Raw genomic sequence first — 21628 nt, 5'->3', positions numbered from 1 at the left:
GCAAGCACCAAAATGCCCCCGGCGCATAACGACGGGGGCACGTTCGATCACACCTTGACGTTCTGGCGGATGTTCCAGCCGAACTTGATCGGCCCGCCTTCCTTGGTGCCGTCGGCTTTTTGCGGCTGGTAGTCCACCAGCACCTTGGCGAAGTTCAGGGTGACGTTTTCAGTCAGACGATCATCGCTGCCCGAGCCGCCGGTGCTCAGGGAACTGATCAGCACTTCTTCCAGGTTGATGATCATGTACTCGACCTGGCTTTCGCCGCCGGCCTTGCGCACGGTCAGCTTGACCTTGTCGATGTGCTTGCCGCTGGCGCAGTGCATCATCAGGTTGGGTGTAGCCTTGTCGACGTACTTGGTCAGCGACAGGTCCTGGACGTTCACCTTGCCGGCACCGCCGCCGCCGCCCACGTGCATATTGCCGGACTGAGACATGCCCCAGCTCCAGTTCAAGACGTCGATTTCGTCCTTGTGGGCCTTGTCCATGGACTCGCCCTTGATGTCGCCGATCTTGATGAAAATATCAACAGCCATGTTCTCTCCCTGTGTGGTGTCTACCACGTTGTGTTTTTCTGATCGTTCCCACGCTGAGCGTGGGAGCGATCACATCAAGGGCGGTGTTACGCGCCTTTAGCCGAAGGCAGCTTGGATACCAGGCGCAGCGACACCGTCAGACCTTCGAGCTGATAGTGCGGGCGCAGGTAGAACCGAGAGTTGTAATACCCCGGGTTGCCTTCCACCTCTTCGACAATCACTTCGGCCGCCGCCAATGGGTGCTGGGCCTTGGTGGTTTCGGTGGAGTGCGCTGGGTCACCGTCGACGTAGTTGAGGATCCAGTCCTGCAACCAGCGCTGCATTTCGTCCTTCTCTTTGAAGGAGCCGATCTTGTCGCGCACGATGCACTTCAAGTAATGGGCGAAACGGCAGGTGGCGAACAGGTAGGGCAGGCGCGCGGCCAGGTTGGCGTTGGCGGTAGCATCCGGGTCGTCGTACTCGGCCGGCTTTTGCAGCGACTGGGCGCCGATGAACGCGGCGAAGTCGGTGTTTTTCTTGTGCAGCAGCGGCATGAAACCGTTCTTCGCCAGTTCCGCTTCACGGCGGTCCGAAATGGCGATTTCCGTCGGGCACTTCATGTCCACGCCACCGTCGTCAGTCGGGAAGGTGTGCGCCGGCAGGTTCTCCACTTCACCACCAGACTCCACGCCACGAATGCGCGAGCACCAGCCAAAGTGTTTGAACGAGCGGTTGATGTTCACCGCCATCGCGTAAGCGGCGTTGGCCCAGGTGTACTTGGAGCTGTCGGCGCCGTCGGTGTTTTCTTCGAAGGCGAAGGCTTCCACCGGGTCGGTCTTGGCACCGTACGGCAGGCGTGCCAGGAAGCGCGGCATGGTCAGGCCGATGTAACGCGAGTCTTCCGATTCACGCAGCGAGCGCCAGCCGGCATATTCCGGGGTGGTGAAGATTTTGGTCAGATCGCGCGGGTTCGACAGTTCCTGCCACGAGCCCATGCCCATCACGGTCGGCGATGCGGCGGCAATGAATGGCGCGTGCATGGCGGCGCAGACTTTCGACAGTTCGCCCAGCAATTCGACATCCGGCGGCGACTGGTCGAAGTAGTAATCGCCCACCAGGCAGCCGTAAGGTTCGCCGCCGAACTGGCCGTATTCTTCTTCGTACATCTTTTTGAAGATCGGGCTCTGGTCCCACGCGGTGCCCTTGAATTTCTTCAGGGTCTTGTGCAGGTCGGTCTTGGAGATGTTGAGCACGCGGATCTTGAGCTGCTCGTCGCTCTCGGTGTTGTTGACCAGGTAGTGCAAGCCACGCCAGGCGCTTTCCAGTTGCTGGAACTCCGGGTGATGGATGACCTGGTTGACCTGGGCGGTGAGCTTGGCGTCGATGGCGGCGATGATCGACTCGATCGACTTGATGGCGTCGTTGGACACCAGGTCGGTCTGCGCCAGGGCCTGTTCGGCCAGGGTGCGCACGGCGGTCTCGACGGCTTCGCGGGCGCGTTCGGTCTTGGGTTTGAATTCTTGCAGCAGCAGGGAGGCGAACTCGCTGGCTTCTTCGGTGGTGCCCAGTGTCTGGGCGCTTGCGCGTACTGGATCGGTCATGATCATTCGTCCTGATTAAGCCTGAGGCTCGGCGGGCTTGGGCGCACTGGCAAGTGCCTGGAGCAGCGCCGGATCCTTGATGGCCTTCATGATGATTTCTTCGGCACCGGTCTTGCCGTCCATGTAGGTCAGCAGGTTGGCCAATTGAGTGCGCGCTTCGAGCAGCTTGTTCAGCGAGTCGACCTTGCGCGCCACGGCGGCCGGGCTGAAGTCGTCCATGCTTTCAAAGGTGATGTCCAGGCTCAGGTTGCCTTCGCCGGTCAGCTCGTTGGGCACGTGGAACGCAACGCGTGGCTGCATGGCCTTGAGGCGGGAGTCGAAGTTGTCCACATCCACTTCAAGGAACTTGCGATCGGCCACAGGTGCCAGAGGCTCGGCGGGCTTGCCGGCGAGGTCAGCCATAACCCCCATCACGAAGGGCAACTGAACCTTTTTCTCGGCGCCGTAAAGCTCGACGTCGTACTCGATCTGCACTCGAGGCGCACGGTTGCGCGCGATGAATTTCTGAGAACTTTGCTTCGCCACGTTGCTGCTCCTGGTCGCTCAAGCGACGGTGTTGGCGTCATCGGCGGTGCCGGTGACGTGACTGCGTGATCCGTACGCTTTTATTCGCTGTCTGGTCCGCGCAGGTTTTCAAATTGGCTGATGCCGTCGGGAATCAGGTTGCGCACGATCGCCGCGAAGTCGGCGTGCACCAGATTCTTTGCCCGGTTCAACAGCACCGGCAGGGGGCTGGAGGGCTCGTGACGGGTGTAATACGCAAGAATCCGGTCCAGGCTGCGCAGCACGTCGTCACGGTTGTTGATTTCGCCGGTGCTGGTGCTGGTGCTGGCGTTGCGCGGCGCGCTTGGTGCGGTGGGGTATTCAACCGGCGCGGCACTGTCGTCGCTGATGGCATCGGGCAGGGGGCTGTCGCCGCTCTGCGGGGCGAACTGGCCGAGAATCTGCAAGGCCATTTTGAGCGGTTGCTTCAACGGGCCAAGGTCAACGCCCTGGGCGGAGCCGACTTGTTCGCTGACGTGTTGCTCGATGGTCTCGGCGGCGCTACGGGCCTCGTGCAAGGCTTTGCGGATGATGTCCAACTGTTCGGGATCGCTGTCGAGGAACGCTCCGGCGAGTTGTTCGGCGCCGAGGTTTTCGTCAGGGAAGCTTTGCAGGCCGCTGGCGTTGGCGGCGGCGCGCAGGCTGACAGCGCCAAAGGTTCGCGAACGGGCCAGGATACTTTCGCGCAGCAGGCGAATGGTGGCATCGGACGCCAGGCCGGCGAGGGCATTGATGCGCACGGTGGGATCGTTGTCGTCTTCGGCATCCAGGCGTGGATGCAGGTCGGCCCAGTATTGCTTGAGCAATTCACTGATCAGCGTCAGGACGCGGGCCAGGCCGGTGACACCTTCCAGGGCAAGGGAGCTTTGCAAAAGGAAATGGGTGATACGCAGGTCTTTGCTGCGTTGCAACAAGTCCAGGCTTTGCTGCTGGATGCTGCGCCATTCAGGCGGTTCGGCAGGCAATATCGAATCGCCCATGCTGCGCTCGGGCTGGCCTTGGGAATCGCGTTCCAGGCGCAAAAAGTCCGCGTCGTATTCCAGATCTTCGCCACAAGGCGAAGTCGCAGAAACGGCGGCGAGCAGCAAAGGCACTTCCACTGAAATTGATCTCCCTATCGCCCGCGACAGAATCGGGCAGTTCACACGTAAGCTCCAAGTGGAACTTCGCATGTTTCCTTGTGCGTAATGGCCCTTTGGATCCTCTATGATCTTAAAGTGCCATCACTGTATTCAAGAAAGTTGTTCATTTTTGGTGTAGTACTTATGGCTTGTCAAGGTAAGCTATTTCTCCTGTGTGACAGATGTGAGGTGCTTAACAACCCTTGCGACCGGTAGGTCAGGAAAGGTACTGATGCAGGTTTTTTGTCACGTAAACCGGTTAAGATCAGCAAATATGCTGGTAAAAAGCTGTTTTTGAGGTTGTTTGCAAGGTTTGTCGGCGAGTTCCGCGGGGATTGATCCCCTCATTCGCCGGCGCGCAAAGTGTGCAGCAAGGAGGCAAGATGCCGCTGTGTTTGACTATCACTAGTTATCACAAGATTACCCCTGGTCAATGCTCTGAAAAATCCATGGATCAGGGAGTGATGGCAATTGGCCGCAATTCTGATAATGACTGGGTATTGCCCGATCCAGAGCGCTTGGTTTCCGGAAAGCATTGCGTTATTCAATATAAAGATGGCCGGTATTATTTAACCGATAACAGCACTAATGGTGTGGAATTGGTTAAGGCCGGCATTCGTCTGCGCAAAGGAAACAGCGAGCCGTTGCAAGATGGGGAAGTTATCCGCATAGGTGATTATGAAATCCAGGCGCGCATCGATTTCAATCTGCCGGTGACTGACAGCAACCCTTTTGCCGATTCGTCCAACAGCTTCGAGGCTCTGATGGGGCGTCAGGGCGCCGGCGTGGCTACGCCGACATCGTCGCCCATGACACCACCTGCACATTTCCAGGGTGTGTCGGCCATGGACACGTTGCCGGACTTGTTCGACTTTCTGGCACCTACCACCGTCCCGCCGGCCACCCAGTCCGACCATGTCCCGGCTGAGCAGCACGACTTCCGCCCACCGACCCCGATCCCCAACCCGACGCCCATGGCCGAGCCTGTGCCGCTGGCGTCGGCCCCAGCCCCAGCCCCGGTGATTCCGGAAGATTGGGACCTGTTCAGCGACAAGCCCGCGCCAGTGGCGGTTGCACCCCTGCCTGTCGCCCCCTTGCCTGTTGCAGAGGTTGCGCAGCCGGCGCCTCAAGTCAGCGTACCGATCGAGCCGTCACTACCGCACGAACCACCCGTGGCCATCGTCGAGCATCCGGTCAATCCGCCCGGCCCGGTCGACCATTCGCAACCCGACCTGTTACGAGCCTTTCTACGCGGCGCCGGGCTGGATCAAGTGCGCCTGGAAAAGGCCCAGGCCGAAGCGCAGATGGAAAACATCGGCCGCAGTTATCGATTGATGGTCGAAGGCCTGATCGATGTCTTGCGCGCCCGCAGCAGCCTCAAGGGCGAGTTTCGCATTCAGCAGACGATGATTCAGCCGGTGGAAAACAACCCGCTGAAATTCGCTCCCAACGTCGATGAGGCCTTGCTGCTGCTGTTGCGCCACACCAATCAAGCGTTCATGGCGCCGGACCTGGCGGTGCGCGACAGCTTCGATGACTTGCGTGCCCACCAGTTGGCGGTGATGGCCGGTGTGGAAGCTGCGATCAAGCACCTGTTGGCGCGTTTCGAACCGGCACAACTGGAAGAGCGCATGGGCAAGCCCGGTGGCCTGTCGAGCATTTTCAATGGTTCACGACAGGCCCAGTACTGGCAGCAGTTCACCGAGCTCTACAGCAATATTTCCCGTGAGGCCCAGGAGGATTTCCAGGACCTGTTCGGTCGGGAATTCAGCCGTGCCTACGAAGAACACAGTGCAAGACAACGTCGCCACTGAGCGTCGCCGTCACATAACGCGATTCATAGCAAAGAACGGAACAACGGATAGCTGAAACGTCATTGAGGACGCAGGATGATTCACAGGTTTTTACTCGCAGTCGCCACCGCGCTTCTGCTGACCGCGTGTGCCAAGGATGCCACCAAACCCCAGCCCGAAGAGGCTGAGGCCGACACGGCCGCCGTCGAGTTGCACTTTCACGCCATCGCCGGGCTCAACCCCGGAGCCACTGGCCAGCCGGCCCCGGTCCGGGTGCGCATTTTCGAATTGAAAAATGCCGCCACCTTCGGTCGTTCCGATTATTTCGCACTGGCCGAACGAGCCCAGGCGACGCTCGGTGCGGATCTGATCGACCAGGACGAAGTGCTGATCCAGCCTGGCCAGCAGTTGAGTCTGCAGCGTGACCTCGATCCGGCCACCCGCCATATCGGCGTGCTGGTGGGGTATCGCGAGCTGGATCAGTCGCTGTGGCGCACGGTGATGAACGTCCCGCCGCGCCAATACACCGAATACCAGATCAGCCTCGACGTGCGAGCCGTGCGCAGCGCCGTCGCGGTTCCCCCATCCAGCCCTGCCCAATAAACAATCGGAGCCCCCATGTCCTGGAACAATCGCGTGGTCTGGTCGGAAGGCATGTTCATTGGAACGCAGCACTTCCAGCAGCATGACCGTTACCTGGAGAACCTCATCGACGCCCGGAGTCGCCCATTGTCGGCCGGTGCCTGGGGGTTTTCTGAGTTGCTGATCGACCAGGGCCTGCTGGCCCAGGGCAAACTGGCGATCATCTCGGCGCGGGGCCTGTTGCCAGACGGCACGCCATTCAACATTCCCCAGGATGACCTGGCGCCGAGCCCGCTGAATATCGATGACAACCTGCGCGATGGTTTGGTGTATTTGGCCTTGCCGCTCAAGCGCGCCGGTGCGCGTGACACCGTTGACGAAGGCGAGGCCCTGGGCGCTGCGCGCTATGTGAGTCAGGTGCGCGAAGTGCGGGACGATAACGCGCCATTCGAAAACCAGGCCCCGGTGGCCGTGGGGTCGAGGGCGCTGCGATTATTGATAGCCCGGGATGGCATCAGCGACTACGCGGCCATCGGCCTGGTGCGAATCAAGGAGAAACGCGCCGACCGCGCCTTGGTGCTCGATGACACTTACATCCCGCCGCTGTTGGATGTGGTTGCCTCCACGCCCTTGGCTGCGTTCCGCAACGAGCTACTGGGCCTGCTTCATCAGCGTGGCGAAGCGCTCGCCGGGCGGGTGGTGGCGTCCGGTGCTGGCGGTGCCTCGGAGATTGCCGACTTCATGCTGCTGCAACTGGTCAACCGTGCCCAACCGCTGATCCAGCACTTGAGCCGGTTGAGTCCGTTGCATCCCGAGCGGTTCTACAGCGAGTTGGTGAGCCTGGCCGGGGAATTCTCGACTTTTACCGCTTCCGGGCGGCGACCGCAGGAATTCCCGCAGTACCAGCATGATGACCTCGCGCTGAGTTTTGCCCCGGTGATGCAAGCCCTGCGTGAAGCGCTGTCGATGCTGATCGACAGCAAGGCCACGCCGATTCCGATCGTCGAAAAAGCCTATGGCATTCATGTGGCCATGCTGGCTGACAAGACCCTGCTCGACAACGCCAGTTTTATTCTGGTGGTGCGCGCCGATGTACCTGCCGAGACCCTGCGCAGCCGCTTCGGCCTGCAGAGCAAAATCGGCTCGGTGGAACACATTCGCGACATGGTCAACCTGCAATTGCCGGGCATCGGTCTGCTGCCGCTGCCGGTGGCGCCACGGCAGATTCCCTATCACGCCGGCTCCACCTATTACGAACTCGACCGGGGCAGCGAGCATTGGCAACAACTGGCCAACTCCGGCGGTTTTGCGTTCCACATCGCGGGTCAGTTCCCGGGGTTGAACCTGGCTTTCTGGGCGATCCGAGGATAAACCGCGATGAACAACGACGATCGTACCCAGTTCATGCCGACCCCCGGTGGCCGTGGCGCCGAGCCGGCCCGCCCGGACCCTGGCCGCGCCCAGCCCGCGCCACTGTCGATGCCGGCCGCGCCGCTGTTGACCGGTAAAACCGAAGGTCTCAACCCCCTGGAGAGCGCCGCGGGCCCGCTGCTGGCTTTGCTGACCCGTTTGCGCAACACCATTGCCCACCCGGCACCAGCGAGTCTGCGGGCGCAACTACTGGCCTACCTGCGCCAGTTCGAGGAGCGCGCCGAGGCCGCCGGCGTGGTGCGCAACGATGTGTTGTTGGCCCGCTACGCCTTGTGCACCGCCCTGGATGAGGCGGTGTTGAGTACGCCGTGGGGCGGCGCCAGTGACTGGGGCAAGCAAAGCCTGTTGATCACTGTGCACAACGAAGCCTGGGGTGGCGAGAAAGTGTTCCAGCTCCTGGAACATTGTCTGCAAAGCCCCCGCGAACGTTTGTATCTGTTGGAGCTGTTGTACCTGTGCATGTGCCTGGGTTTCGAAGGGCGTTACCGGGTCATGAATGACGGTCGCAGCCAACTGGAGGCGTTGCGTGAGCGCACCAGTGCGGTTATCCGCAGCGCCCGTGGCGAATATGAGCGCGAACTGTCGCCCCATTGGCGCGGCGTGACCGTGGCGCGCGATCGACTGGCGCAATTCATGCCGCCATGGATCGCGGTAGCCATCGGCGTGGCGTTGCTGCTGGCCCTGGTGTTCGGCCTGCGCTTGAAACTGGCCGCCGATGCCGAGCCGGTGTTTAAAAACATCCATGCGCTGGGCGAGATCCCGGTGCAGGCCATCGACCGTCCGGTGGTGCAGCCGAAACTGGTCGAGCGGCCACGCTTGGCCGGTTTTCTCGCTGATGAAATCAAGGCCGGCCGGGTGGCTGTGGAAGATGCCGTTGACCGTTCAGTGGTGACCATCCGTGGCGATGAGCTGTTCGCCTCGGGCAGCGCCAGTATCGTCGACAATTTCCAGCCGCTGATGCTGCGCATCGCCGATGCCATTCGCAAGGTCAAGGGCCAGGTCCGGGTGACCGGCCACAGTGACAATCGCCCGATTGCCACCTTGAGGTTTCCATCGAACTGGGCGTTGTCCGAGGCGCGGGCCACTTCGGTGCTGCAAATCCTTTCGGCCAAGACCGGCCAGCCCGAGCGCTTCAGCGCCGAAGGCCGCAGCGACACCGAGCCGCTGGCCTCGAACGCTACGACCGAGGGCCGCGCACGCAATCGTCGGGTCGAAATCACAGTGTTGGCGGAGGGGGTCGAGTGAAGGCGTTTTTCAGTTTTATGACTCGCTGGGTCATTCCGTTGCTGGGGCTGATCGCCCTGAGCCTGATCATCTGGTTTGTCGGGCCGCTGCTTGAACTCCTGGTGCCCGAAGGCCGGCGCTGGGTGTTGATCATTCTGCTGTTCGCAGTGTGGATCGCCTATCGAGTGTTTCGCATCATCCAGGCCCGCCGTCAGGCCGCCGAAGTCATGCGCAGCCTGGCGGCGCAAACCCCGCCGGACCCGACCAGCATCGCTACGGCCGAAGAGCTCGAAACCCTGCGCCAGCGCATGGACGAAGCCCTGACGCTGTTGAAGAAAGCCAAGCTGGGCGGCGACGAACGACGCAATCTCTACGAATTGCCGTGGTACGTGATCATCGGCCCGCCGGGTTCGGGCAAGACCACGGCGCTGGTCAACTCCGGTCTGCATTTTCCGTTGGCCGCGCAGTTGGGCGCCGGTGCGGTGCGCGGCGTCGGCGGTACGCGCAATTGTGATTGGTGGTTTACCGACCAGGCTGTGCTGCTCGACACCGCAGGCCGCTACACCACTCAGGACAGCGACGCGACGGTCGACAAGGCCGCATGGCTGGGCTTTCTGGGTCTGTTGAAAAAACAGCGGGCCCGTCGCCCGATCGACGGTGCATTTATCGCCATCAGCCTCTCCGACCTGTTGCTGGGCAGCGATGCCGAACGCGCCGCCCATGCCGCTGCGATACGCCTGCGCATTCAGGAGCTGTACACCCAACTGGGCGTGCGCTTCCCGATCTACCTGATGCTGACCAAGCTCGATCTGGTGCCTGGGTTCATGGAGTATTTCGACTCCCTGAGCAAGGAAGAGCGAGCCCAGGTCTGGGGCATGACCTTCGCTCTGGATGATGGCAAAAGCAATGACAGCCCGCTGGCCCATCTGCAAAGCGAATTCGCCGGTCTGGAGCAACGCCTGAACGATCGGCTGGTGGAGCGCTTGCAGCAGGAACGCGACCCGGCGCGACGCGATCTGATCTACGGTTTTCCACAGCAGTTCGGCGCGTTGAAGGATTGCCTGCAAAGCTTCCTTGAGGGCGTGTTCAAACCCAACGCCTTTGAAGAGCGGGCGCTGTTGCGCGGGGTGTATTTCACCAGCGGCACCCAGGAAGGCAGCCCGATTGACCGGCTGATCGGCTCCATGGCCCAGAGCATGAACCTGGACCGCCAGCACCTGGTGCGCCAGAACGGCACCGGGCGCAGTTACTTCATCGAAAAGCTCTTCAGCGCCGTGGCCTTTGCCGAGCGTGGGCTGGTGGGTGTCAATCCGAAAGTCGAACGTCGACGCAAGTGGATCGCCCAGGGCGTGCTGGCCTCGACCGTAGCCTTGGTGTTGGTGGTCGGGACCTTGTGGTGGGTCAGCTACCGCGCCAATCAGGCGTATATCGCGCAAGTCGATCAGAAAGTCGTGCCCCTGGGCCAGGCCGTGCAGAACCTCAGCCCGGCACAGCGGGACGTGCTCGCCGTGTTGCCCTTGCTCAACGCAGTGAAGCACTTGGCCGATGACGCGCCGAACTGGGCCGAAGGCCTGGGTCTGTATCAGGGCGACATGCTTGAAGCCGAGTCCGGCAGCGTCTATCGCAAGCTATTGATCGCGGTCTTCGCGCCACGCTTGCTCACGCGTATCGAGGAGCAACTGCACGGCGGCGGCAATTCGGACTTCCTTTACGAAGGCTTGAAGGCCTACCTGATGCTCGCCGACAGCGAGCATTACGATGCTGATTTCATCAAGGCGTGGATCGCCCTGGACTGGGACCGCAGCCTGCCCCGCGACTTGCCGGCCGAGCAGCGCGTAGCCCTCGGGGAGCATTTGCAGGCGCTGTTCGAGCGCCATCCGCCCACCGCGCGTCTCGACCCGCGCCTGATCGATGACTTGCGCCGGCAATTGCAACAGCTGCCGGTGGCCCAGCGTGTCTATGACCGGATCAAGCGGCAGAAACTGCCGGACGGTATCCCGGACTTTCGTCTCAACGAAGCGGCCGGGCGCGATGCTGCGCTGGTGTTCAGCCGCAAGAGCGGCAAGCCGCTGGGCGATCCCTTGAGTGGCTTCTTCACGGCCAAGGGTTACCGCCAAGGGTTTTTGCTCACCAGCCTGAACCAGACCGGCACCTTGGCCGAGGAGCAGTGGGTGCTCGGTCGCGATCAGGCAGAACAACAGAACGTCGCCAGCCTGGCCGCCGATGTGCGTCGCCTGTATTTCCAGGATTACCAGCGCCAGTGGGACGCCTTGTTGGCTGATATCGACTTCGTGCCGATCACCAGCGTGGCCCAGGCCGCCGATGTGCTGCGGGTGATTTCCGGGCCGACTTCGCCGTTGAAAAAATTGCTGGTGGCGGTGGCGAAGGAAACCGACCTGCAACAGGAAGAACGCCTGCTGGCGGCCAAGGGGGCGCCGGTGGAGGGTGGGGTCGACAAGCTCAAAGAGCGCCTGGGCACCTTGCTCGGCCAGGAGCAGGCGATGCAAAACGCACCTGAGGCCAGTGACGATCCAGTCACCACGCATTTTGCCGAACTCAACCGCATCGTCAGCAAGAACGAAGTCGAGCCGGCAGCCATCGACGGCCTGCTGGCCGACATGAACGCCCTGTATGTGCAGGTCAGCGCCATGGTCGGTGCCAGCGGCGACGCCTTGCTTGGCGAAGCCAAGAACCAGGCCGCAGCGGCGGCGACGCGGGTCAGCCTCAACGCCGAGCGTCAACCGGCGTTGGTGCAGGGCCTGGTCAAGTCGGTGGTCAACTCCACCACCAACAGCATGATGGGTGGAGTACGCAATCAACTGAACGCGGCCTGGACCAGCGAAGTGGTGAACATCTATCGCCAGTCCCTGGCCGGGCGTTATCCGATGTCGCCAGGCAGTGCACGGGACGCGACCCTCGACGACTTCGGTCAGTTCTTCGGTGTGGGCGGGGTGATGGACAACTACTTCCGCAAATACCTGCAGCCCTACGTGGATACCTCGACCCAGGCCTGGCGCTGGCAACCGGGCGCCGCGCAGAAGCTCGGCATCGCCCCGGGCGTGCTGCAAACCTTCCAGCGGGCAGCGACCATCCGGGATGCGTTTTTCCGTTCCGGCGGTACCCAACCGATGGTGCGCTTCGAACTCAAGCCCGTGGCCATGGATTCCACCATCACTCAGTTTTTGCTCGACCTCGACGGCCAGCAATTGAGCTACGACCACGGCCCGAGCCGTCCGACCGCCATGCAATGGCCCAACCCCGGCAGCATCGGCGTGGTGCGGATCTCGATCATGCCGCCCACGGCCAGCGGTCGGTCCGGCATCACTCTGGACGGGCCCTGGGCCTGGTTCCGCCTGCTCGAGCAATCGGATCTCACCGCCGGCAACTCGCCGGACCGCTTCAACCTGCGGCTGCGGGTCGACGGCGCCAGCGCCTCTTATGAGCTGCGGGCCAACAGCGCCTTCAACCCGTTCAAGAGCCGTGTGCTCAGCGGTTTCAGCCTGCCGGAGCGCTTATGAGCACGCCGGGCTTCTATGGAAAGTTGGCCAGTCGCGGGGACTTTGTCAGCCGTGGCTTGCCGCAGAGTTTTATCGGCCCTTGGGATTCGTGGCTGGCGGCGGGGTTGCTCGCCAGCCAGAGCCTTGGCGACCGTTGGCTGAATGCCTATCTGGTCAGTCCGCTGTGGCGCTTTATGGTCGCGCCCGGTGTGTGTGGGCCGCAGGCCGCCGTGGGGGTGGTGATGCCGAGCATTGATCGGGTTGGCCGGTATTTTCCGCTGACCGTCGCGGTGCTGCTGGATCACGATGCCGACCCGGCGTCGGTGGTGAGCGGTTCGGACGCCTGGTTTGAACAGGTCGAGCAATTGCTGTTGAGCACGTTGAGCGTGGAGGCGAGCTTCGAAGCCTTCGGTGCAGCGCTGGAGACACTGGGCAGTCCGACCTGCCTGCCGCGCACCCCGAGCAGCCGTATTGCCGGCCTGCACCGCTTTGATGTCACCGATCCGCAGGCGCGAATGATCGCCCTCGCCGAACAGGCCTGCGAAGGGGCCAGTGTGTGGTGGGGCCAGGGTTCGGAGCGTATCGCCCCCGGTTTATTGCGGTGCCAGGGCCTGCCGGCCGCCGCTGATTTTGCGCAATTTTTGCTCGGCCAAGAAGGTTTTGTGTAGATGTGTTCAAACGTGGGAAGGACCCTGAAGTCTGCAAGCAAAAGCCATGTCGGCATGGTCCGCCAGGTTAACGAAGACGCTTGCCTGGACCTGCCGCAAAAAGGCCTGTGGGTGGTCGCCGATGGCATGGGCGGGCACGCGGCGGGCGACTACGTCAGCAGTCTGATTGTCGACAGTCTGCGTAGCATTGCTGTGGGCCGTTCGCTGGATGAATACGTCGCGGCGTTGAAAACCGACCTGCTGCGGGTCAACGCCGCCGTGCGTGAAGAAACCGCCAACCGCGGCGTGACCATGATGGGCAGCACGGTGGTGGTGATGGCGGCGCGTGACTTGCGTGGGGTGTGTTTGTGGGCGGGTGACAGCCGCTTGTATCGCCTGCGTGACGGCCGGCTCAAACGGATCTCGCGGGACCACAGTTACGTCCAGGACCTGCAGGACAGCGGCCTGCTCAGTGAAGCCGAAGCCCGGGTGCACCCGCGGTCCAATATTGTCACCCGCGCCATCGGGGTCCAGGCACAGCTGGAGCTGGCGATGGTCGAGTTGCTGTTGAAACCCGGCGACAGTTACCTGTTGTGCAGCGACGGGCTGAACAAAACCGTTGAAGATCATGAGATCCGCGAGGTGCTGGGCCACGACGAGCCAGGGGAAATCGCCAGCAGCCTGGTGTCCCTCGGCCTGATGCGCGGTGCTCCGGACAACATCACCGTCGTCGTCGTGAAGGTGCCTTCATGAACCTCACCGCGAACATTCTGATCCCGGGCTACGACATCGACGGTGAGATCGGTGAGGGCGCCATGGCCAGCGTTTACCTGGCGACCCAACGCTCGCTGGAGCGCAAGGTGGCGTTGAAGGTCATGGCCGCCGCGCTGGCAGCCGATCCGAGTTTCTGCGAGCGCTTCCTGCGCGAAGGCAAAACCCTGGCGCGCCTGTCTCACCCGCATACGGTCACCATCCATGACATCGGCAATGTCGGTGAGCTGTATTACATGGCCATGGAATACCTGCCCAATGGCACGCTCAAGGAGCGCATCGCCGCCGGCCTGACGCCGGAGCAGGGCCTGATCTACATCCGCCAGATCGCCTCGGCGCTGGGCTATGCCCACGGGCTGGGGCTGGTTCATCGCGACGTCAAACCGGCGAACATTCTGTTCCGCGCCGATGGCACAGCGGTGCTCTCGGACTTCGGCATCGCCAAGTCGCTGGACGACCGCACCCAGTTCACTCAAGCGGGTTTCGCCGTCGGCACGCCCAGCTACATGAGCCCGGAACAGGCGCGCGGCCAGGACATTGACGGCCGGGCCGATCTTTATGCCCTGGGCGTGGTGCTTTATGAAATCCTCGTCGGCAAACTGCCGTACACCGGCAACGACGCGCTCTCTACGGCCCTGGCGCATTTGACCGAACCGCTGCCGGAGCTGCCGGTGCACCACGGCCGTTATCAAGAGGTGCTGCGCAAGCTGTTGGCCAAGGATCCGGCCGAGCGTTTCCCGGATGCAAAAGCGCTGTTGCAGGCGCTGGATAATCTGCCGCGTGAATCGGTTGAGGCGACTACGATCCGGCCGTTGCCCCTTCCAATGAACAATGACCTGGCGGGACTGACGCCGGTGTCTATCGACATTCCGACGAGCCCTGCACAGCCACAACCCCAAGCCAAGCCTGTTGCGCCGACGGCGAAGTCGACGCCGCAATCCCCGGCCTCTGAGCAGCGCAAGGGACCGGTGTTCGCGCTTGCCGCTGTTGCGGTAGCCGTGGTGCTGGCCTTGGGCGGCGCGGGTTATTGGTGGCTGTCCGGTGACGTCGAAGCGGACGCCAAGGCGCCAGTGGCTTCAGTGCCTCCAGTCAAAACACCGCCGCCAGCCGTGGCGCCACCGGTGAACCCCCCTGTGGCGACAGAAGTCGATAACGGTCAGCGCCCGCTGCTGATGGCCGGCAAAAAAACCTTGTTCCAGCGGGTGCTCAGCAAGCCGGGAGCGAAACTCGCCAGTGAACCGGGGGCAGCACCTGATAAGGCCTTGCCGGCGTTTTCCGTGCTGTACGTCTATCAGCGCCAAGAGGTGGCCGGCAGCCCGTGGCTACGCGTCGGCGCCGCCACCGACGGGCGCAGTGACGGCTGGTTGCCAGCCGAACAAGTCAGCGACTGGAAGCAAAGCCTGGTGCTCAAGTTCACCGAACGCTCCGGTCGTGCGCCGGTGATGTTCCTGCGTCAGCCCGGCGAAGTGGAGCGGCTGCTGGCCGATCCGTCGGCTGCAAAAAACCTGTTGCTCAAGGCCCAGCAGAACCGTGAAGACAATCAGCAGGTGCTGGCCCTGGAACCGGCCGCCAGCGCGGTGCCGCAGAACCAGTTTTATCTGTTGCCGATTTTTGATTCGCGCGAGAGCTTCGATGAAAACGGCCAGCCGGTGCAGTTGCTGAACGTGGCGTCCATCGACCCCGGCAATGCACCGAAGGCCACTGTCGGCAACACTCCGATCAGCGCCGCCAATGCCGATGCATTTCGCACCGCTGTGGTGTTGGTCGTCGACACCACGGTGTCCATGCAGCCCTACATCGATCAGGTCCGCGACGTGGTGCACCAACTGCAAACCCGCATCGCCGAGCGGGGCGAGCTGGACAGTGTCAGCTTTGGCCTGGTGGGGTTTCGAAACAGCATCCAGAAAACCCCGGGCCTGGAATACGTCGCCAAAACCTTGATCACCCTGGACCAGGGCCGCGACCCACAGCGCTTCATGGACTTGGCGCGGCAGGTCAAGGCGTCCACGGTTTCGAGCCATTCGTTCAATGAAGATGCCTTTGCCGGCGTGATGGAAGCGGTCGAGGGCATGGACTGGTCCGGTTATGGCGGACGCTTGATTCTGTTGGTCACCGATGCCGGTGCGTTGCGCAAGAACGACCCGTATGCCGCCACACAAATGAACGAGGCCGAAGTGCGTCAGGCCGCATTGGGCAAACAGATCAAAATCTACGCCTTGCACCTGCTTAGCGATGCCGGCAAGAAAACCCATGGCGGTGCGCAAAGTCAGTATCGCACCCTGACCGCCGACGCCAACCCGCAGATCGGCGATCTGTACATCCCGGTGCCGGGCGCCGATGTGCGCAAGTTCGGTGAACGGGTGGACGAGATAGGTTCGGTGTTTGCCGACCTGGTGCATCAGGTGCGCAGCAACAAGTCGCAAACCGTGCCGCTGCTGAGCGCTGCGCCGAGCCTGGCCGACAAATCGGCGGCCATCGGCTACGCGATGCACATGGACTTCCTGGGGCGAAAAGCCGCCAGCCAGGCGCCGCAACTGGTCAGCGCCTGGACCGCCGACCGCGACCTGACCAACCCGGCCCTGCCGGCGTTCCAAGTGTGCGTGATGCTGACCAAACTGCAGCTCAACGACTTGCAGCAATCGCTGAAACTGATCGTCGACGCCGCCCGCAAGACCCAGACCTCACCGAAGAATTTCTTCCAGGAAATCGCCAGTGCCAGTGCCTACATGAGCCGTGATCCCTCGGCCTTGCGCAAGGGCGGCAATCTGGCCGATGGCGGAGTTTTGGGGGAGTACCTGGAAGGACTGCCTTATCGCAGCAAGTCGCTGAACATGACCCAGGATTTGTGGCTTTCCCTGAGCGTGGCCGAGCAGGAGGACTTTATCGACGAGCTGGACTCGAAAATCCGCCTCTACGAAACCTTCCACAACGACCTGGCCAACTGGGTGCGTTTCGGCGATGCCGAACCGGGTGATGCCTTATACCGCGTTCCATTGTCGACGCTGCCGTGATGCTGAACATGAACGCAGTGCACAAAAGCCGGGGCGCCGGCAGCCAGCGCTACAGCCTGGTGATTCCACGGCTGCAACTGCGTGCCGGTGAGCAACTGGCGGTGGTCGGTCCCAGTGGCTGCGGCAAAAGCACGTTGCTCGATTTGCTGGCGCTGGTGCTGGCGCCGGATCGGGCCGGGCAGTTTGATTTTGCGTCCGGTCAAACCACGACGGACATTGCCGGGCTGTGGCGCGCAGATGCGCAAAGTGCCTTGGCGAACCTGCGCAGCCGGCACTTGGGCTACGTGCTGCAAACCGGTGGCCTGCTGGATTTTCTGGACGTGCGCGGCAACATCGACCTGTCGCGCCAACTGCTCGGCTTGAAAGACGACGGCAGCGTCGATCGCCTGGCCGGGGCGTTGGATATCACCGATCAACTGGGCAAAAGACCGTGCGACTTGTCCGTCGGCCAACGGCAACGGGTGAGTTGTGCCCGCGCCCTGGCCCATGGGCCGCGCCTGCTGTTGGCCGATGAACCGACCGCTGCCCTCGATCCGCTGAACGCGGAACGCGTGATGCAGTTACTGGTGACCCAGGCTCGTGAACACAGGGTGTGCTGCGTCGTTGCCACCCACGACGAGTCACTGGCCCGCGCCAGCGGTTTGCAGGTGCGACGCATCAGTTGTCATCGCGACGTCGATGGCGGTGTCACCGCCACCCTTGGGGAGGCCTGCTGATGCGCGGCGCGCTGGTGGCTTCCCTGGCCTGGCAGGATTACCGCAACGATGCCTGGCTGTCGGCCTGCTCGGTATTGGCGCTGGTGGCGGTGATCGCGCCGCTGCTGGTGCTGTTCGGTTTGAAATTCGGCCTGGTCAGCAGTTTGACCGAGCGCCTGGAAAACGACCCGGCAACCCGGGAGATCATCCCCTTGGGTGGCGGCCGGTTCAGTGCCGCGTTTATCGAGCAGTTGAGCCAGCGCAGCGATGTGTCGTTCGCCTTGCCGCGCACCCGGCAGATTGCCGCGACAGCGGATCTGACCGCAGGCGCTTCGACGGTGACTGTGGAAATGATCCCCACCACCGCCAACGATCCGTTGCTCGGCAGTCTGCCGGCGCCCCAAGGGCTGGATCAGGTGCTGCTCAGCCAGACCGCCGCCGAAAAGCTCGGGGCCAAGGCCGGTGATTGGTTACAGGCCGGTTTTGGCCGGCAGGTGGCTGGTCGTGGTGAGGCGCAGCACACTCGCGTTCAGGTGCTGCAGGTTCTGCCGCTGGAAGCCTTCGCCCGGGACGGATTGTTCGCGCCGTTGACGTTACTGGAAGCGGCTGAAGATTACCGGGACGGCCGCGCCGTGCCAGCGTTCGGTTGGCCAGGTGATGCGGTGGGCGCGACGGAGCAGCGGGTATATCCGGCGTTTCGCCTGTACGCCCGCAGCCTCAAGGATGTCGAACCGCTGCGTCAGTACTTCGCTGCGCAGAACCTGCTGGTCTCGACCCAGGCCCAGGCCATCGCCCAAGTGCAATCGCTGAGCCGCAACCTGTCGATCGTGTTCTGGATCATCGCCGGATTGGCCGTGGCGGGAGCGTTCGCGGCGATTTTTGCCGGGGCGCTGGCGGCGGTCGAGCGCAAGCGTCGAGCGTTATCGGTGCTGCGCTTGCTGGGGTTTTCCACGGCAGCGTTGCTGTTGTTTGTGGTGGTGCAGGCGCTGTACAGCGCCGGTCTTGCCGCCCTGTTGAGTGCCGGGCTGTATGGCCTGGCGCAATCGGGCCTGAACCATTTATTTGCGCAGATGCCGGGCGAGTACGCCAGCCATCTGCTGGCGCGTCACTACGCGTTGGCCCTGGCGGCAGTGCTCGGCGTCAGTGCCGTGGCGGCGCTCTGTGGTGGCTGGCGAGTGGCGCGTATCCAGGCGTGTGAAGGAATCCGAGATGTATAAGTTACTGGGCGCCGCCGTGGCGCTGAGCCTGGCCGGCATGGTCTGGGCTGATGAAGGCACCGACAAGCTGGACAACCCCAAGCCGTTGCCCGATGACGTCAGCCTGCCGCTGCCGTGCGAAGGGCAGATGGTGTTCCGTTACGTCTACATCCTGGCCCAAGGCAGTCTGGACGACCGTGAGATCAGCCTCGGTTACCCGTTCAGCGAAGGTGAGGCCGGCTATCAGCAGTCGTTCATTTCCGGTTATCGCCGGGACTTCATCAATGGCCAGTTCACCCTCAAGGATCTGCCCAAGGACTGGAGCAAGAGCATCACCCCGTTGATGCCCAAGACCGACGCCAACACCCCGCTCAAACCGATGCTCTATTTCATCGGCAAATACGAAGTCACCGCCCGCCAATACGCGCAGGTCATGGCCCAGGCGCAATCGTTGGCCAGCGGCGAGCCGGCGCCGGCCTGCGAGGCGTTGCAGGCCGAAATTCCGCAAGGCATGGCCGGGCGTTTACCCAAGGTGAAGCTGTCGCGATTCGAGGCTGAACGCTTCTCGGCGGTGTACAGCGCCTGGCTGATGAAATACCACAAGGATCTGCTGCCGGTGAGCGGTCGCGGCACCTCGGCAGAGGAGGGCGGGCTGGGTTTTGTGCGCTTGCCAACCGAAGTCGAATGGGAATTCGCAGCCCGTGGCGGGCAGGCCGTCAGCCGTCAGGATCTGGAAGGGCGCCTGTTTCCCCGGCGCCTGGACGGCAGCGAAAGCGACGGACCGCTGGCCGATTGGGCGGTCTTCAATCAGGTCGCCGGCGGCACCGGTCAGGCCGCGCGGTTGATGCCGATCGGTACCAAACTGCCAAACCCCATTGGCTTGTTCGACGTGATCGGCAACGCCGCCGAAATGGTCCAGGAGTCCTTCCAGCTGGTGCACGCCGGACGCCGCCAGGGCACCTACGGTGGCTTCGTGGTCAAGGGTGGCAATTACCTGGAAGGCGAGGGCACCTTGTTCACCGGGATGCGCCGCGAGTACTCGCTGTTCGCCGCCGACGGCACCGAGCAAAACAACGAAACCACCGGCTTCCGGGTCGCGGTTGGCGCGTTGTCGGCGCCCCGTTCGCGCTACAAGGAACTGTTTGCCCAATGGCAGAAAGAAGGTCGTCTGGCTTCGCTGACCGATGCCATCGATGACGCCCAGGACCCGACCAAACGCCTGGACAGCATCATTGCCGCCAGCGTCGATCCGCGTTTGCAAGCCGAGTTGGGGCTGGTCAACGAAGAGCTCAAGCGCAACGTCTCGCTCATCGCCCAACAGCGCGAGGAAGCGGCCGGCAACCTGATCCAGTCGGCGGCCCTGGTGGCCGAGACCGTCAACAACTACAACATTCGCCTGACCAATTTGCAGAAGAGTCGCCAGCAGGCCGTGGACGCCAAGGACGAGGCCAGCGCCAAGCTGTTCGCCATGGCCATCGACAACGGCCGCAGCGCGCTGGACGGCGCGGTGGCGATCTACATCGACAACCTGGCGACTGGCACGCGCTACACCGATGCCGTGATCCAGGCGCAGTTTCAACGCATCAAGGAAGAGTTGGAGCGCAAGCCGGTACTGGGCAAGAGCCTGGTGACGCGCGCGACGTTATTCGTTCGCCATGTCGGTGATTATCGTCAGCAACGACGAGCCGACCCGGCGGCGATATTGAAGGAATTGCTCGCATCGAACGCTCAGCGGTCTTGATCGTTCGTTGTACAGCGAGCTTGGAAGGGACTCAGGCGGCGATGGGCCGTGCTGAGCTGGTCAAACTTAAACGAGAACACAACTATGCTTTCCTCCCGTAAACCTTTTGCTTCGGTTTCCAAGCGTCATCTGCTGCTGATTGCCGTCGGCTTCAGCACCGTACTGACCGGTTGCGCTACATCGCCGACGTCCAAAGTCGCCTCGAGCACCAAGGTCGAGTACTACCCGAACTGCTACGAGCCGGTGCAGCACCTGCGCGCCACCGATTCGAACATGACCAAATCGGTGGTTACCGGTGCGGCGGTCGGCGCTGTCGGCGGTGCACTGTTGGGCGCCCTGACCGATTCCGAGAACCGTGGCCGCAACGCCGCCATCGGTGCAGCAGGCGGTGCCCTGGCGGGCGGCGCGGTCGGTTACTACAACGAGCGTCAGAAGCAGATCGCCGATGACAACCAGCGCATCGCGTCCTACGCCTCCGACGTCAACAAAAGCGCCGCCGACATCGACCGCAGCACCGCGTATGCCAAGGCTTCGCAACAGTGCTACCAGAGCGCGTTCACCAAACTGGTCGCCGACCGCAAGGCCAAGACCGTCAACGACACCGAGGGCCGCAAGCGCCTGGCAGAAATCGTCGCCGGCCTCAAAGAGTCCAACGACCTGATCGTCGCGGTGAACGGTAAAGCCAGCGAAGACCTGAGCAACTACACCCAGGCCTACGAAAAAGACCTGCAGCAAGTAGGCGTGCAGCGCACTGACGTGGTCACCGTGGCGACCGCCGACACCACACCGGTCGTGACCCCGACCAAGAGCAAGAAAGCGGTGAAACCAGCGAAAAAACCGGTGCTGCCAACCGTGCCGAGAGAAGCGGTCACCACCGAGAAAACCCTGCAAACCGCACAAGCCAAACAGGCGGAAAGCAAGCAAGTCGCCAGCGCAGGCACCACTCAGGTCAACAGCATGTGCAAGAACCCGGACCTGGGCGACTGGGCACCGGTACCTTGCCCGAATGTTTGATTGAGTTTTCTGTAGGGCTTTGATCATTCCCACGTGTTGCGTGGGGATGATCTGTACTGGCTACGCCTAGGCGCCATGCGCCGCCATCTCCTGCGCTGGCATATGATCCAGCGCTCGCTTCACCAGCAATGCACCCTGTCGGCCATGCGACTGAGCGCCAAGGCTATGAAGCGGCGTGAGCTGTCCATATCGTCGGCGAGGTCGGCGACGATGGCGCTGATGGAATGAAAATCTAGAAAGAGCAGG

At 62.4% G+C, this 21628-nt stretch carries 16 protein-coding genes and 1 pseudogene; 12 read left to right on the top strand and 5 right to left on the bottom strand.

Annotated elements, in window-relative coordinates; translation table 11 throughout:
• Positions 1–47: 47 nt before the first annotated feature.
• The 4 genes from JUI81_RS10550 to tssA form a co-directional block, all read right to left on the bottom strand.
• Entirely contained in the window at positions 48–536 is a 489-nt protein-coding gene (locus JUI81_RS10550; protein WP_018927416.1) for a type VI secretion system tube protein Hcp, read from the bottom strand.
• A gap of 86 nt (positions 537–622) precedes the next feature.
• On the bottom strand, positions 623–2116 hold the full coding sequence (gene tssC, locus JUI81_RS10545; protein WP_018927417.1) for a type VI secretion system contractile sheath large subunit: 1494 nt from the start codon (positions 2114–2116) through the stop codon (positions 623–625).
• Positions 2117–2131: 15 nt separating this feature from the next.
• The gene (tssB, locus tag JUI81_RS10540; RefSeq protein WP_007894500.1) at positions 2132–2641 is read right to left on the bottom strand and encodes a type VI secretion system contractile sheath small subunit; all 510 of its coding nucleotides are present in this window, start codon (positions 2639–2641) and stop codon (positions 2132–2134) included.
• An 80-nt stretch (positions 2642–2721) separates the two neighbouring features.
• Positions 2722–3759: a type VI secretion system protein TssA gene (tssA, locus tag JUI81_RS10535; protein WP_028939181.1), complete on the bottom strand. Its 1038-nt coding sequence runs from the start codon at positions 3757–3759 to the stop codon at positions 2722–2724.
• A gap of 404 nt (positions 3760–4163) precedes the next feature.
• Here tssA and tagH point away from each other — a divergent pair, with 404 nt between their 5' ends.
• From tagH to tagQ, 12 genes are all read left to right on the top strand, one after another.
• The gene (gene tagH / locus JUI81_RS10530; RefSeq protein ID WP_204124215.1) at positions 4164–5594 is read left to right on the top strand and encodes a type VI secretion system-associated FHA domain protein TagH; all 1431 of its coding nucleotides are present in this window, start codon (positions 4164–4166) and stop codon (positions 5592–5594) included.
• A 75-nt stretch (positions 5595–5669) separates the two neighbouring features.
• A complete protein-coding gene (tssJ, locus tag JUI81_RS10525; protein ID WP_019580418.1) occupies positions 5670–6176 on the top strand; it encodes a type VI secretion system lipoprotein TssJ in 507 nt (168 codons plus the stop codon).
• Positions 6177–6191: 15 nt separating this feature from the next.
• Complete coding sequence (tssK, locus tag JUI81_RS10520; protein ID WP_019580419.1) at positions 6192–7526, top strand: type VI secretion system baseplate subunit TssK; 1335 nt, start codon at positions 6192–6194, stop codon at positions 7524–7526.
• 6 nt (positions 7527–7532) lie between these two features.
• Entirely contained in the window at positions 7533–8831 is a 1299-nt protein-coding gene (locus tag JUI81_RS10515) for a DotU family type VI secretion system protein (protein WP_019580420.1), read from the top strand.
• Positions 8828–12328, top strand: a complete 3501-nt coding sequence (tssM, locus tag JUI81_RS10510; RefSeq protein ID WP_204124214.1) for a type VI secretion system membrane subunit TssM — start codon at positions 8828–8830, stop codon at positions 12326–12328. The genes JUI81_RS10515 and tssM overlap by 4 nt, the downstream gene beginning before the upstream one ends.
• Positions 12325–12975: a type VI secretion system-associated protein TagF gene (gene tagF, locus JUI81_RS10505; RefSeq protein WP_019580422.1), complete on the top strand. Its 651-nt coding sequence runs from the start codon at positions 12325–12327 to the stop codon at positions 12973–12975. The genes tssM and tagF overlap by 4 nt, the downstream gene beginning before the upstream one ends.
• A gap of 12 nt (positions 12976–12987) precedes the next feature.
• Positions 12988–13707 (top strand): PP2C family serine/threonine-protein phosphatase, encoded by a 720-nt coding sequence (locus JUI81_RS10500; RefSeq protein ID WP_275406297.1) that lies wholly within the window; start codon positions 12988–12990, stop codon positions 13705–13707.
• Positions 13704–16736 carry a serine/threonine-protein kinase gene (locus JUI81_RS10495; protein ID WP_204124212.1) on the top strand — a complete coding sequence of 1011 codons (3033 nt, stop codon included), beginning with the start codon at positions 13704–13706 and terminating at the stop codon, positions 16734–16736. The genes JUI81_RS10500 and JUI81_RS10495 overlap by 4 nt, the downstream gene beginning before the upstream one ends.
• Positions 16736–17452, top strand: a complete 717-nt coding sequence (locus tag JUI81_RS10490) for an ABC transporter ATP-binding protein (protein ID WP_019580425.1) — start codon at positions 16736–16738, stop codon at positions 17450–17452. Before JUI81_RS10495 ends, JUI81_RS10490 begins: the two co-directional genes overlap by 1 nt.
• Positions 17452–18648 carry an ABC transporter permease gene (locus JUI81_RS10485; protein WP_028939177.1) on the top strand — a complete coding sequence of 399 codons (1197 nt, stop codon included), beginning with the start codon at positions 17452–17454 and terminating at the stop codon, positions 18646–18648. The genes JUI81_RS10490 and JUI81_RS10485 overlap by 1 nt, the downstream gene beginning before the upstream one ends.
• Entirely contained in the window at positions 18641–20368 is a 1728-nt protein-coding gene (locus JUI81_RS10480) for an SUMF1/EgtB/PvdO family nonheme iron enzyme (RefSeq protein ID WP_204124211.1), read from the top strand. The genes JUI81_RS10485 and JUI81_RS10480 overlap by 8 nt, the downstream gene beginning before the upstream one ends.
• 84 nt (positions 20369–20452) lie before the next feature.
• A complete protein-coding gene (gene tagQ / locus JUI81_RS10475) occupies positions 20453–21382 on the top strand; it encodes a type VI secretion system-associated lipoprotein TagQ (RefSeq protein WP_204124210.1) in 930 nt (309 codons plus the stop codon).
• A 66-nt stretch (positions 21383–21448) separates the two neighbouring features.
• Here tagQ and JUI81_RS32200 read toward each other — a convergent pair.
• Positions 21449–21615, bottom strand: a pseudogene (locus JUI81_RS32200) (DUF6124 family protein); the annotation flags it as partial.
• Between the last annotated feature and the right edge of the window lie 13 nt (positions 21616–21628).

The organism is Pseudomonas sp. 008, assembly GCF_016861935.1.
In the GTDB taxonomy this organism is placed as follows: Bacteria; Pseudomonadota; Gammaproteobacteria; order Pseudomonadales; family Pseudomonadaceae; genus Aquipseudomonas.
The sequence above is the reverse complement of the archived record's forward strand: the minus strand, read 5'-3'. Positions and strand labels throughout refer to the sequence as shown.